The 13383-nt window shown below is 67.6% G+C and carries 11 protein-coding genes; 3 read left to right on the forward strand and 8 right to left on the reverse strand.

Features of this window, described 5'->3' with window-relative positions; all coding sequences use genetic code 11:
- Position 1: 1 nt before the first annotated feature.
- The 8 genes from trbL to R9J51_RS06940 form a co-directional block, all read right to left on the reverse strand.
- Positions 2-1306 (reverse strand): P-type conjugative transfer protein TrbL, encoded by a 1305-nt coding sequence (gene trbL, locus R9J51_RS06905; RefSeq protein ID WP_179506226.1) that lies wholly within the window; start codon positions 1304-1306, stop codon positions 2-4.
- A 127-nt stretch (positions 1307-1433) separates the two neighbouring features.
- The gene (gene trbJ / locus R9J51_RS06910) at positions 1434-2186 is read right to left on the reverse strand and encodes a P-type conjugative transfer protein TrbJ (protein WP_432787908.1); all 753 of its coding nucleotides are present in this window, start codon (positions 2184-2186) and stop codon (positions 1434-1436) included.
- Positions 2187-2188: 2 nt separating this feature from the next.
- The gene (gene trbE, locus R9J51_RS06915) at positions 2189-4654 is read right to left on the reverse strand and encodes a conjugal transfer protein TrbE (protein ID WP_179506228.1); all 2466 of its coding nucleotides are present in this window, start codon (positions 4652-4654) and stop codon (positions 2189-2191) included.
- Positions 4648-4932 (reverse strand): VirB3 family type IV secretion system protein, encoded by a 285-nt coding sequence (locus tag R9J51_RS06920; protein ID WP_179506229.1) that lies wholly within the window; start codon positions 4930-4932, stop codon positions 4648-4650. The genes trbE and R9J51_RS06920 overlap by 7 nt, the downstream gene beginning before the upstream one ends.
- Complete coding sequence (locus R9J51_RS06925) at positions 4929-5261, reverse strand: TrbC/VirB2 family protein (RefSeq protein ID WP_432787909.1); 333 nt, start codon at positions 5259-5261, stop codon at positions 4929-4931. Before R9J51_RS06925 ends, R9J51_RS06920 begins: the two co-directional genes overlap by 4 nt.
- The gene (trbB, locus tag R9J51_RS06930; protein WP_179506230.1) at positions 5258-6256 is read right to left on the reverse strand and encodes a P-type conjugative transfer ATPase TrbB; all 999 of its coding nucleotides are present in this window, start codon (positions 6254-6256) and stop codon (positions 5258-5260) included. Before trbB ends, R9J51_RS06925 begins: the two co-directional genes overlap by 4 nt.
- Positions 6253-6657: a CopG family transcriptional regulator gene (locus R9J51_RS06935; RefSeq protein WP_179506231.1), complete on the reverse strand. Its 405-nt coding sequence runs from the start codon at positions 6655-6657 to the stop codon at positions 6253-6255. Before R9J51_RS06935 ends, trbB begins: the two co-directional genes overlap by 4 nt.
- Before the next feature lie 2 nt (positions 6658-6659).
- On the reverse strand, positions 6660-8702 hold the full coding sequence (locus R9J51_RS06940; protein ID WP_179506232.1) for a conjugal transfer protein TraG: 2043 nt from the start codon (positions 8700-8702) through the stop codon (positions 6660-6662).
- A gap of 374 nt (positions 8703-9076) precedes the next feature.
- On the opposite strand from R9J51_RS06940, the gene R9J51_RS06945 reads away from it, so the two are divergent.
- From R9J51_RS06945 to R9J51_RS06955, 3 genes are read left to right on the forward strand one after another with little or no spacing between them, the layout of a single operon-like run.
- Positions 9077-9676, forward strand: a complete 600-nt coding sequence (locus tag R9J51_RS06945) for a sigma-70 family RNA polymerase sigma factor (RefSeq protein WP_432787910.1) — start codon at positions 9077-9079, stop codon at positions 9674-9676.
- The gene (locus R9J51_RS06950) at positions 9673-10767 is read left to right on the forward strand and encodes a FecR family protein (RefSeq protein ID WP_432787911.1); all 1095 of its coding nucleotides are present in this window, start codon (positions 9673-9675) and stop codon (positions 10765-10767) included. Before R9J51_RS06945 ends, R9J51_RS06950 begins: the two co-directional genes overlap by 4 nt.
- Positions 10768-10827: 60 nt before the next feature.
- Positions 10828-13380: a TonB-dependent receptor gene (locus R9J51_RS06955; RefSeq protein ID WP_179506234.1), complete on the forward strand. Its 2553-nt coding sequence runs from the start codon at positions 10828-10830 to the stop codon at positions 13378-13380.
- The last annotated feature ends 3 nt before the right edge of the window (positions 13381-13383 follow it).

A 13383-nucleotide genomic window follows, 5' to 3' on the forward strand; every position in this document is an offset into this window, starting at 1 on the left:
ATCAGTCCTCCCTTTCCTTGATGTCGGGGGTCGCGCCGTGACCGCCGCGGTCGCCCGATTGGATGGCGTGCAGGGCGGTCTGGCGGTGGTGACGGGACCTCTGCTGGGCTTGCATCGCGCGGGCCCAACCGGGCATCGCCGATGCGCTGTCCGTGGTTTCCGTGGCGGTGGCGGTCGTCCGCCCGGTCATCGCGTTGAACGCGGCCCGGCGCCCGGACTCGGCGGCCTCGCCAAGACCGAGCGCGGCGGAGAGGCGTGACCGCGCGGCACCGGCCGCGGCGCTTGCCATGCCGCCGATTCCGGCGCCGACGCTGGACGAGCCGGCGCCCTGCTGCCCGAGGGTGTAGGCGGTCGAGGCTGCCGATCCCATCGCGGTGCCGGCACGTACTGCGCCAAGGCCGGCTGCGGCGAGACCGCGCGCTGCACCGGCCGCCCCTGCGCCGCCGAGATACAGGGCTCCGCCCGCGCCAAGTGCGGTGCCGAACGCTGCACCCGCGCCAAGCTGTGGCGCACCGGCGACCAGGCCCGATGCGATACCGGGGCCAAAGATACCAAGCCCGAGCAGAGCCAGGCTGGCCAGCACCAGGCTCATGGCCTGGCCGATGTCGGGCTCCTGGCCCTGCAGCGCGGTGGTGAACTGGGTGAAGTAGTTCGAGCCGATGCCGACGATGACCGCGAGCACCATGACCTTGATGCCCGAGGACACCACATTGCCCAGGACGCGTTCGGCGAGAAAGCTGGTGCGGTTCCACAGCGCGAAAGGCACGAGGATGAAGCCGGCGAGGCTCGTCAGCTTGAACTCGAGGATCGTGACGAACATCTGCACGGCGAGGATGAAGAACGCGAGGATCACGATCAGCCAGGCGACCAGCAGCACGACTATCGTCAGGAAATTGTCGAAGAACGTCGTGAAGCCGAGGTACTGGTTGACCTGCTGCAGCAGCGGCCAGGCAGCGGAGAAGCCGGTCCCGGCAAGGCGGCCGGGCTTGAGCAGATCGGCAGCGGTGATCGTGCCGCCGCCTGCGGTCACGCCGGCCTGGGCGAACGAGCGGAAGATCACGTCCGACAGCGTCGAGAAGCTGTTGATGATGAATGCGAAGGCGCCGATGTAGAGGATCTTGCGGATCAGACGGCCGAGCACATTGTCCTCGCCGCCCAGCGCCCAGAACAACCCGGCCAGCGTGATGTCGAGCGCGATCAGGGTGCGCGTCAGAAAGCTGACGTCGCCGCCCAGGAGCCCGAACCCGCTGTCGATGTAGCGGATGAAGGCCGCCATGAACTGGTCGATGATGTTGAGGTCGCCCATGTGCTTCGCGTCCTGATGCTGGCTTCAAAAAGGTGCCGCGGGACCCAGTCTTGGGGAGCGGGAACCGGATCCCGCGGCGACGGCGGCGAGAGGTGCGCGGTATCGCCGCCGCCCTGGCCGGCCGTGCCTAGTGGGGGGTATAGGCACGGCCGGAGCCGAGGAATTTCGTCGAGGCACTCCGGGCATCGCTGCGCGACTGGGCCTGGTTCGCGCGTTCGATCGCCTCGGCGCGATATTGTGCTGCCATCAGCGTCTGGACCTGGAATTGCTGCTTGGCGACCAAGGCGAGAAGCTGGTTGGTCGCCTGGCTGGCCTGCAGCGCTCCTTCGGCGCTCTGGCTGCGCGCGACGATGCCGGTCAGCGCCGCCTGGTCGGCGGCGATATTCTCGACGACCTGCGCCTGCACGGCCATGGTCTGCGCGAAAGCCGCGCGCGCAGTGTCCATGCGCGTCCGGGCGCTTTGGACCTGCTGGCTGGTGGTCAGGCTTTGCGCGGAGCTGTCGGGGTAGAGCGAGCGGAATTGCTGGTCGAGGCTGGCGACCTTGAACTGGATGCCCTGCGCCTGGTCCATCAACTGGTCGATCTGTTGCATGGTCTGCTGGAGCGCCTGCAACTCGGGGAAGCTGATCGTCGTCAGGTTTTTGGCTTGGTTGGTAAGGCTCTGCGCCTGGTTCTGCAGCATGCGGATCTGGTTGTTGATCTGCTCGAGCGTGCGCGCGGCGGTGAGGATGTTCTGGCTGTAGTTCGAGGGATCGAACACGGTCCATTGCGCCCGGGCCGGTTCGCTTGGCGCGAGTGTGACGAAGCCGAGCGCAGCGATGACGGTGCTGCCGATTGCGCCAGCGATAAGGGTTTTCTTGATAGTAAGCGTTCTGGCCATGGTCATTCTCCGGGGTCTGGAGTTCGGGAAGGGGTGGATGGGGCGGCGCCGGGAAACGCGCCGATCAGGTCGGCCGCCCAGGCCAGATCGACAGAGCGCAGGAAGTGGCCAGCGAAGCCCTCCGTGCCGTGTTCGGCGAGAAGGGCATCGATGCGCATCTGGCTGGCCGGATCGGCCGCGCCGCAGAGCGCCAGTGCGATCGGACCCAGACCGAGTTCGAACAAGCGGTTGCCGCGCGCCGATTGCAGATAATAATGGCGCTTGGGCGTGACGCGGCTGACCAGTTCGATCTGCCGGTCGTTGAGGCCGAAGCGTTCATAGGCAGCCCGCGACTGCGGTTCGATGGCGCGGTCGTTGGGCAGCAATATCCGCTGCGGGCAGCTTTCGATGATGGCGGGCGCTATGCTGCTATCGGCGATGTCGGCCAGGCTCTGCGTCGCGAACAGCACCGCGACGTTCTTCTTGCGCAGCGTCTTGAGCCATTCGCGGATGCGGGCGGCAAACAGCGGATGGTCGAGGAAAATCCAGGCCTCGTCGAGGATCAGCAGCGTTGGTCGCCCGTCGAAGCGTTCCTCCAGCCGATGGAAGAGATAGGTCAGCACCGGCGCGACCGCTGCCCCCATGCCCAGCAGCGCTTCGGTCTCGAAGCATTGCACGTCGGCAAACGCAAGCCGTTGCTCGGCGGCATCGAGTAGCGCGCCGTATGGTCCCTCCAGCGTATAGGGCTGGAGTGCGACACGCAGCGCGTTCGACTGGAGCAGGAGGGCAAGCCCGGTCATGGTCCGCTCCTCGCGCGGTGCCGAGGCGAGACTGCCCAATGCCGTCCACAGAGCATCCTTCACGGCAGGATCGACGGCGACACGCTCGTGTTCGAGCAGCGCTGCGATCCATTGTGCCGCCCAGCCCCGTTCGGCCAGGTCGTCGATGCCGGCGAGGGGCTGGAACGCGAGCGCCTGCCCGTCGGTTTCGATGCTGCCGAGCGCGTGATGCGCGCCGCTCATCGCCAGCACCGCCGCGCGGGCCGAATTGCCTTGGTCAAATATGTAGACCTGCGCGCCGCGATAGCGTTGGAACTGCAGCGCGATCAGGCTGAGCAGCACCGACTTGCCCGCGCCGGTCGGCCCAACCACCATCATGTGGCCGACATCGTCGACATGGGTCGAGAGGCGAAACGGTGTCGATCCGGCCGTCTTGGCCAGCAGCAGGGGTGGGCCGGCAAGGTGGCGGTTGCTGTCCGGTCCGGCCCAGACCGCCGAGAGCGGCATGAGATGGGCGAGGTTCAAGGTATGGACGAGCGGCTGCCGCACGTTCGCATAGACTTGTCCCGGCAGCGACGAGAGCCATGCCTCGACCGCATTCACGCCCTCGTGAATGCAGGTGAAGCCAAGACCGTTGACGATGCGCTCGACGCTGCGGACCTTTTCCTCGACGGCGCCCAGCTGCTCGTCGGTGACCGTGATCGTGGTGGTGAGATAGCCGAAGGCGACATGATCGCCGCCAAGGGCCTGCAGCGCCGCGTCGGCATCAGCCACCTTGTTGTCGGCGTCGCTGTCGAGCAGCTGCGCGGGGCTGTTGTAGAGCACCTCGCGCAGCAACGCGGTGATCGATTTGCGCTTGTTGAACCACTGCCGGCGCAGGCTCGTCAGGGTCTTGGTCGCGAGCGTCTTGTCCAGGGCAAGGAAGCGGGTGACCCAGCGATAACCGAAGTCCTGGTGATTGAGCGCGTCGAGAAGGCCCGGGCGGCTCATGGTGGGAAAGCCGAGGATGGTAAGGGTTCGCACGTGCAACTCGCCAAGCCGGGGCGCGAGGCCGCCCGTGAGCGGCGTGTCGGCAAGCAGGCCGTCAAGGTACATCGGTGTGCCGGGCGCACGCACCGGGTGCGGTCGATCCGAGATGGTGCCGTGCAGGAATGTCAGCGTGGCGTCGTCGTCCAGCGGGTGGACGTCGGCCATGAACCCCGACAGCAGGTCGCACAGGCGATCGGTTTCGGCGATGAAGTGCGCGAGGGCGCCGCGCCAGTCACGCCCCTTGTCGGCATCGGGACGTTCGACGAGCGAACGCCCGGTGCTGTCTTGCGCGTCGCCAGGTGGCAGCCACGTGAGCGTGAGATGGTATCGGCTCTCGAAATGCGCGCCTTCGGCCTCGAAGGCCGCCCGTCGTTCCGCGTCCACCAGCCAGCTTGCGGCATCCGGGAAATCGCTTTGCGGGTAGGCGCAGCTTTCGCAGCGCTCGGCCTCGAAGAACAGGGCCCAGCCGCTGCCCAGCCGCTTCAGGGCATTGTTGGCCCTGGCGCAGGCTGCGACGAGCTCGGCTTCCGTCGCGGACTCGAGATCGGGCCCGCGGAAAGCGAGCACGCGCAGGAAGCTGCCATCCTTGTTGAGGATGACGCCAGGTGCCACCAACGCGGCCCAGGGCAGGTGGTCGGCAAGGCGCTCCGCGCGGTCGCGATATTCCCGCAGGCTCAGCATGCCAGATAGCCCTTCTGGACAAGATGGCGGATAAGGACAGGGGCGAAGCTGGGGTCGCGGCGCGCGGCCATGACCGCGACGCTGTGCCCGACCGCCCAGAGGGCGAGGCCGGCGAGCCATTGCTGGAGACCCAGGCCGATCGCTGCTGCCAGCGTCCCGTTGACGATCGCTATCCCGCGCGGCGCGCCGCCGAGCAGCAGGGGACTGCCCAGGGCGCTATGGATCGGCACTTCGAAGCCGGCGATGTGCGAAGTGCCGACGGGGTTCGGGGCGATCATGCGATGAGCGCTCCGCCGCCGAAGCTAAAGAACGAGAGAAAGAAGCTGGACGCGGCAAACGCGATCGACAGCCCGAACACGATCTGGATGAGTCGCCGAAATCCGCCGGCTGTCTCGCCGAAGGCCAGGGTCAGGCCCGTGACGATGATGATCATCACCGCCACGATCTTGGCCACCGGGCCTTGTACGGATTCCAGCAACTTCTGGAGCGGTTCTTCCCACGGCATGCCCGAGCCGGCCGCCTGGACTTGGCCGGCCAGCGTCAGTGCGAGCGCGGTGCACGCGGCACGCAGGCCACGGGTGCGGAGTTGGGAAAGAGTCATGGTCATGTCTCCTGGGTTGGGGGGATGTTGAGCTCGGTGAGTTCGTAGAGTCCGGTCACCGGCGAGAGCCCGGTGACTTCCGCGACGGTCGAGACGCGGCGGTCGATGCCGCGGCCGGCGATGAACACGATGACATCGATCGCTTCGGCAATGAGCGGGCGCGGAACGGTGATCACGGCCTCCTGGCACAGCTGTTCCAGGCGGGTGAGCGCCGCTGCCGCGCTGTTGGCGTGGATTGTCGCCACCCCGCCGGGATGGCCGGTGTTCCAGGCCTTGAGCATGTCGAGCGCCTCGGGGCCGCGGACTTCGCCCACGACGATCCGATCGGGCCGCAGGCGCAGCGTCGATCGTACCAGGTCGCTCATCGTGACGTGGGGCGGGCGGGTGCGCAGGGCGACCGTATCGGGCAGGGGGCACTGGAGCTCGCGCGTGTCCTCGATCAGGATGACACGGGCATCGAGCCCGGCCTGTCCCGGAGCCATCTCGGCGAGCAGTGCGTTGGCCAGCGTGGTCTTGCCGGAACTGGTGCCGCCGGCGACAAGGATATTGCGGCGCGCGGTCACCGCCGCGCGAAGGGCATCGGCAACCGCCGTGCTCATCATGCCGTCCGCCACATAGTCAGCGAGGGTATGGAGGCGCCGCGCCGGCTTGCGGATCGCGAAGCAGGGCGCGCGCGACACCGGCGGCAGGACGCCTTCGAAGCGTTCGCCGGCGCGTCCTTCGCCATGGGGCGGCAATTCGGCCGAGACGATCGGCCAGTCGCTGTGGACTTCGGCCCGGGCGTGGCTGGCAACCAGGCGGATGATGCGCTCGACCTGATCGCAGGGCAGCTGCCGGCCTGTGTTCGTGCGCCCTTCGCCAAGCCGGTCGAGGCGCAGGGCGCCATCGGGATTGACCATGATCTCCACCACGGCGGGATCGGCCATGGCACCGGCAATGTCGGCGCCCAGAGCAGTCACGAGCATGCGCCTGCGGCGCTGGGCAGAAAGGCTTTCCGTCATGGCTGCTCGTCCGTCATCGGCTGGAGCGTGCGGCGTCCGGTGGCAACCTGGCGGCGAACCTGGTGCACGAAGGCCTCGAAGCGCCTGGCCGCCAGCGCCCGGCCCGCCTGGTCGTCTTCGGCCAGCGGTGCCTGGATGGAGAGCTCGAAGCGGATGAACAGGGCGAGTGCCTCGAGGACGACATGGGTGTCGCGCTCGATCCGCCCGATCGCCAGGTTCATCCGGTCCAGCCGGATCGCGAAGCGATCTTCCAGCGCGGAGGCACTGCGCCGATCGAGCCAGGCCGTGACGGCATCGGCGAGAATCGCGGACTTGGATGTCCCCGGCCTGGTGGCGAGCGCCTCGAGTCGCTCGCTCAGCGGCGCGGGCAGGAACAGCTGGTGTCGGACCTTCTGCGCCATCGTCAGAAATCCAGCCGCAGGTCATCGGGCCGGGCGCTGCCGGCATCGAGACCGTAGACCGTGCGCGCGGCACCCGTGGCCTGCACGCGGTCCATGGCGTGGCGCTCGACAGTGCCGTCGCCATCCTCATCACCCAGGCCGAGGGGATCGACCGGCTCCGGCGCCGGCGGCGATGCCGGCGCGATCTCGGGCGCCGGATGGCGGGCTTGCTCCAGGCCGCCATCTTCGGCGGGGGCCTGCGTATCGGCTACGATGGCCAGGCGCTCGTCGGCCCCTCGCACCTGTCCGGCCCAGGGGTTGCCGCGGGCCGGCGGAAGGTCGGGATAGACGCTGTGGTCCAGCGCTGGCGCGGCAAGCACGCGCTCGGCGAACGCCTGATCCTCATAATAGCGCAGCTTCCTGGCGCGGATCGGCGGATGCCCCGAAACCAGCACGAGTTCGTCCGCCGGGCTGAGCTGCATCACTTCGCCAGGCGTCAGCAGGGCGCGCGCCGTCTCCTGGCGGCTGACCATGACATGGGCCAGCCAGGGGGCGAGGCGATGGCCGGCGTAATTGCGCATCGCGCGCTGTTCGGTCGCCGTCCCAAGCGCATCGGAAATGCGCTTGGCGGTGCGCTCGTCGTTGCTGGCAAAGGCAATGCGGACATGGCAGTTGTCGAGAATGGCGTTGTGCTCGCCATAGGCCTTCTCGATCTGGTTGAGGCTCTGGGCGATCAGGAACGCCCGGACGCCATAGCCGGCGAGAAAGGCCAGGCTGGTCTCGAAGAAATCGAGGCGGCCCAGTGCGGGGAATTCGTCGAGCATCATCAGCAGGCGGTGCCGCTTGGTATCGCCGCGGTGGTTCGGCTCGCCCGCATGCAGCGTCTCCGTCAGGCGCCGCCCGATCTGGTTGAGGATCAGGCGGATGAGCGGCTTGGTCCGGCTGATGTCGGACGGGGGCACGACGAGGTAGAGCGAGACGGGATGGGGCGCTTGCGTGAGATCGGCGATCCGCCAGTCGCTGGCGGACGTGACTTCGGCGACGGTGGGATCGCGATAGAGGCCGAGGAACGACATGGCGGTCGAGAGCACACCCGAGCGCTCGTTCTCGCTCTTGTTGAGCAGTTCGCGCGCGGCGGAGGCCACGACCGGATGAACCGCAGGCGCCTCTTCGCTGCCCAGGTGATTGGTGGTCATCATACGGCGAAGAGTTGCTTTAAACGGACGCTGGGGATCGGACAGGAACGTCGCCACCCGCGCCAGCGTCTTTTCTTCCTCGGCATAGAGGACGTGGAGGATCGCACCGACCAGCAGGGCGTGGCTGGTCTTCTCCCAATGGCTGCGCCGTTCGAGCGCGCCTTCCGGATCGACCAGGATATCCGCGATATTCTGGACGTCGCGCACTTCGTCTCGGCCCCGGCGCACTTCCAGGAGCGGGTTGTAGCGCGCCGAGCGCGCGTCCGTGGGGTTGAACAGCAGGCAATGGGAGAAACGCGACCGCCAGCCGGCCGTGAGTTCCCAGTTCTCGCCCTTGATGTCGTGGACAATGGCCGAGCCGGTCCACGACAGCAGGGTCGGCACGACGAGGCCCACGCCCTTGCCCGAGCGGGTGGGGGCGAACGCCATCACATGTTCGGGGCCATCGTGGCGCAGATAGTGGTCACCCACGCGGCCGAGCGCTACGCCCCTGCTGCCCAGCAGCCCGGCCTTGGCAATATCCTTGAGACCGGCCCAGCGCGCCGAGCCATACGTCGTGACACTGCCCGACTGGCGCGCGCGCCAGAGCGAACCGAACACGGCCGCGCCGCAGCCGAGGAATCCGCCCGTGGCCGCCAAGGCTCCCGCCTTGTCGAAGATCGCCGGGGCGTAGGCGTCGTAGGAAAACCACCAGGGGAAGATCGACCAGGGGTGATAGATCGGCGTGCCGAGCAGCTCGAACCAGGGATGCCCGAGTTCGGATTGGTAGAGCAGCCGGGCGGCGGCCCATTGCGTGGCCGTCCACATGCTCGCGACGACGATCGCGAAGACGACGAGAATCTGGCCGATGAGCAGTTTGGTCGGGGTCATGCGTGCCTCCGACCGCACCCGAGATTCCATAGGGGCGGTCATGGGTGAGGATCACACGGGCCGGCTGCCAGGGTGAGATGCTGGCAGGGGTCGCGAGCCTTCTCGCCGATGTCCGCCGCGACCCGGGCGCGGCGCCGCCACGGGCGAGGGGGTGCGCCACGTCTTGCTTGGCGTGGATGATTGCGTATCATGGGCGGCGGAGGCGTCGATCGCCGGCACCCGCCTTCCTCCTGTTCTGCCAGGCATCACTACATCCGACCCGGTGGTCGGATGGCAGGGGTTCTTTCGAAGACCTCGCGCGTCGCTCCGTTATCGCCAACTCCGGATTGTCCCGGGGCGCGATGCCTGCCGGCCCGTCGAGGCCTTGCGTTTCCATGCCAATGCGACATGCCCGGGCGCTTGCGGGCGAACGCCGACTTGCGGCGCCGGCCGCCGAGCCGGAGTCCGGGACCGCTCCGGATGCAGAGCAGGAGGGCGATGCCGGCCGGATCGACGGGCTTTACCGCACCGAAGCGCCGCGCCTCGCGCGCTTCTTCCGCCGCCGGCTTGGCGAGGCGGACGAAGCGCCCGATCTGGTCCAGGAGGCTTTCACCCGGCTTGCCGCTTTCATGGCGCGCGAAACCCTTGCCCATCCCGCGCCCTATCTGCAGCGGATCGCGCGCAACCTGCTGTTCGAGCGAAGCCGGCGCCGCTCGCGCCGCATGGCGGCATCCCACATTCCCATCGAGGCGGCTGGCGAGATCGCCGTGCCAGCGTCGCAGGAGGACGGTCTTGCCCACGCCGATGTCATGGCGCGCTACGCGGCGGCGGTGCAGAGCCTGCCCGAGCGAACCCGTGCGGCCTTTCTGCTTCACCGCCTCGAAGAGCTGACCTATCGCGAAATCGCCGAGCGGCTCGGCATCAGCATTCCGACCGTCCAGTATCATGTCGGGCGGGCGCTGGCCCACATCTCCACGGCTCTTGAAAGCGAATGACCCAGATCGATCGACTGCGGATGCGCGAACTGCGCGAGGATGCGGCCATGTGGTTCGCGCTCATGCGCGGACCCGAGGCCGAAGCGCAGCGTGCGCATTTCGAGACCTGGCTCCTGGCCGATCCGGCGCATCGCCAGGCCTACAACCATGTCAGCGAAGTGTTCAGCCTGGGAAAAGGGCTCAAGCCGTCATCCCCTGCGGCCGATCCTGGCAAGGCCGCCCGGCGTCTCGGCACTACGAAGCTGGGGCGGCTCATCGGCAACCCGGTCCTCGTGCTGGTCCTCTGCGTGGTGGCCGTGCCTGTGGTGATCGCGCTGACCACGAGCGCCATGCGCGCCATCGGACCGCGCCATCCGTTGATCGCGGCGAGCAGTCCTGCAGCGCCGGGCAGTGAGGCCACCAGTCTCGCTACCGCACCTGGCGACGTGCGCGAATTCCGTCTCGCCGACGGTTCGCGCGTGATTCTCGATGCCGACAGCCGCGTGCAGGTGGCTCTCTCGGCGCAGCGGCGCGATCTGGCTCTGCTCCGCGGCCGCGCGCGCTTCTTTGTCGCGCACGAGCCGCGTCCTTTCGTCGTGACCGCCGGCGGAGGTTCGATCCTCGCTCGTGGCACGATCTTCGACGTGGCGCTGCGCGGCGCAGCCGGTGCCAGCGTCGATCTCATCGAAGGCGTGGTGGAGGTTCGCCAGCCGCCTGCCGTCGGCACCTCGGCCGCGTCGTCCCGGAGCGGCGGTGCGGTCATCCGGCTCAGCGCCGGCCATGGCGTCGCGATCGGCCAGGCTGTCGACAGCGCGCCGCAAGTTACTCCTCTGGCCCGCACGGATTGGCCAAGCGCGTTGCGCGATTTCACCGACGTGCCCTTGCGCGAGCTTATCGCGGAAGCCAATCGCTACGCCGCCAAACCAATAGAACTTGCCGACCCAGCGCTCGGCGATCTGCGCGTCTCGGGTACGTTCCGCATCCGCGAGCCGGACCGCCTTGCCGGCAACCTCGCCGCCCTGCTCGATCTGTCGCTCGAGGAAAGCCCGTCCGCCATCGTGCTCGCCCACCGGTGCACGCGCGACGCAAAAAACTCCTGCCCGCCCTCATAAACTCCGCTGGGCCGGCATGGATACCCCCGAACGGCCTGCAATGGCGCCAGGGGGGTATCCATGAAACACCAGAGATCGAATGCATTCTTGCTTGCGGCGAGCCTGTGGGCGCTGGCCGTTCCTGCTGCGGCCCAGGAAGCGCGCCAGCAATGGCACTTGCCCGCGCAGAGCCTCGGCGATGCGTTGCGCGCGCTGGGCAGTGCATCCCGGCGCGAGATCATTTTCACGCCCGAGGTCGTCGCCGGCAAGTCGGCCAGCCCGATCGATGGTGCCTACACGTTCCGCGAGGCGCTCGACCTGCTGCTCGCGGGCAGTGACCTCGTCATCGTGGAGCGCGACGGGAGTGTCCTTGTCGTGGGGCGATCGCAGGCGCCGCAAGCCATAGCGGGCCACGCGGGGGAAGCTGGCACGATCGTGGTGACCGGCTCGCGCATCCGGGGGGGCCCGCCGGCCTCGCCGGTGATCACGCTCAGCAGCACCGACATCGCCCGGGCCGGCCAGAGCGATCTCGGCGAAGCGGTTCGCACCCTGCCGCAGAGCTTTGCCGGAGGACAGAATCCGGGGGTGGCGCCGGGCGCGCCGGGCAGCAACAACAACCAGAACTCGGCATCGAGCATCAATCTGCGTGGGCTGGGACCCGATGCCACGCTGACTCTGCTCAACGGCCACCGCCTGGCCTATGGTTCGTTCACCCAGGCGATCGACGTCAACGCGATCCCGCTGGTCGCGGTCGAGCGCATCGAGATCGTCGCCGACGGTGCCTCGGCAATCTATGGCTCGGACGCGGTCGGCGGCGTTGCCAACATCATCCTGCGCAAGGACTATGACGGGGTTTCCACCACGGCGCGGGTTGGCGGCGCGACCGATGGCGGCGACACGCAGCAGCAGTACAGCCTCGTGGCTGGAACCACTTGGAACGGCGGCGGTCTCATCGCGACGTACGACTTCGAGAAGGATACCGCGATTACGGCGCGGCAGCGCAGCTTTACCCAGTACATGCCGGGCAATACCACGCTGCTGCCCGGCCTGACGCGGCACAGTGCCGTGCTGAGCCTCCACCAGGCCCTGGCGCCCGACCTGACGTTCAGCATCGATGGACTCTACAACTGGCGGCGCTCGGCCACGGTCCTGCAGGTCCCCGGCAGCTCACGCTATACGACCGAGCCGACCAACCAGTCGTTCTCGATCGCGCCGTCGCTGACGTTCGCCGCGTCGCCTTCGCTCACCTTTGCCCTGAGCGGTGTCTATGGCGAGGACCATACCGACACCAAGCAGTTCACCATCACAGCGGCCGGTGCGGTCAGCGCCTATCCCTACTGCTACTGCAATTCGGTGAAGTCGCTCGAAGCAAGCGCGCAGGGCGACCTTGTCGACCTCCCGGCGGGCGCAATCCGCTTTGCTGCCGGGGCGGGTTACCGCGACAACGGTTATCTTAACCGCTCCGTCAGCTTGCCTGCTCCGATCGACGCCCATCAGGACAGCTACTATGGCTTTGGCGAGATCTACGTCCCGCTGGTGTCGCCCGGGCAAGCGATCACCGCCATTCACCGCCTGTCGCTGAGCGGTGCCCTGCGCTACGAGAGATATCCTGGGATCGACGCGGTGCTGACACCCAAGCTGGGTGCGATCTACGCGCCGAGCCCGGATATCGATGTCAAGGCATCCTGGGGCAAGTCCTTCAAGGCGGCCACGCTCTACCAGCAATACCAGCCGCAATATGCCTTTCTCTATGCCGCAACGACGCTCGGCGGCACGGGCTACCCCGCCGATGCCACCGTGCTGCTCATCAACGGCGGCAATCGTGCACTCAAGCCCGAGCGCGCCACCTCCTGGTCGGTGACCGCGACGGCGCATCCGCGCGCCGTGCCCGGGCTGCAAGTGGAAGGCAGCTATTTCGAGATAGCCTATCGCGACAGGGTGGCCCAGCCGTTCCAGGGGACCGACTTCTACACGGCGCTCAGTGGTCAGACGCTCGCGCGCTTCGTCGATCCCTATCCTTCAGCTGCCGAGCAGGCGGCGCTGATCGCGGCAGCGCCGGTGCCGCTCTACAACTACTCCGGTCTTGCCTATGAACCCAGCGCCGTCGTCGCTTCTGTCTACAACGCCTTCTTCAATGTCGCCCGCCAGAAGATCCGGGGTGTCGATGTCACGGCGCGCTACGAGGCGGACCTTGGCGCGGATGAAAAGCTGGTGTTCAACGGTTCGGCGTCCTGGCTGCAGTCGCGCCAGCAGCTCGACCCGTCGCTGCCGGTGACCGAACTGGCCGGGACGATCTTCAACCCACCGCACTGGCGCGGTCGCGCCGGCGCGACATGGACGCGCCGCTCCCTCAGCGCGTCGGCCTTCGCCAACTATACCGGCGCGGTCCAGGATACCCGCAGCAGTCCGTCTGTCAGAGTCGCATCGCAGACGACGTTCGATCTCGCGCTGGTCTATCGCGCATCCCCGCAAGGGCCGATCCCGGGACTGGGCTTCGCGCTCGCGGTGCGCAACCTGTTCAACGCAAAGCCCGCCTATGCCCGGGCCGTGGCCGACTATTATGTCAGCTACGATTCCACCAACCAGTCCCCGATCGGGCGCTTCGTCAGCGTCTCGCTCACCAAGGATTGGTAGGCG

This window comes from Novosphingobium rhizosphaerae (genome assembly GCF_050920675.1).
Classification (GTDB): Bacteria; Pseudomonadota; Alphaproteobacteria; order Sphingomonadales; family Sphingomonadaceae; genus Novosphingobium; species Novosphingobium rhizosphaerae.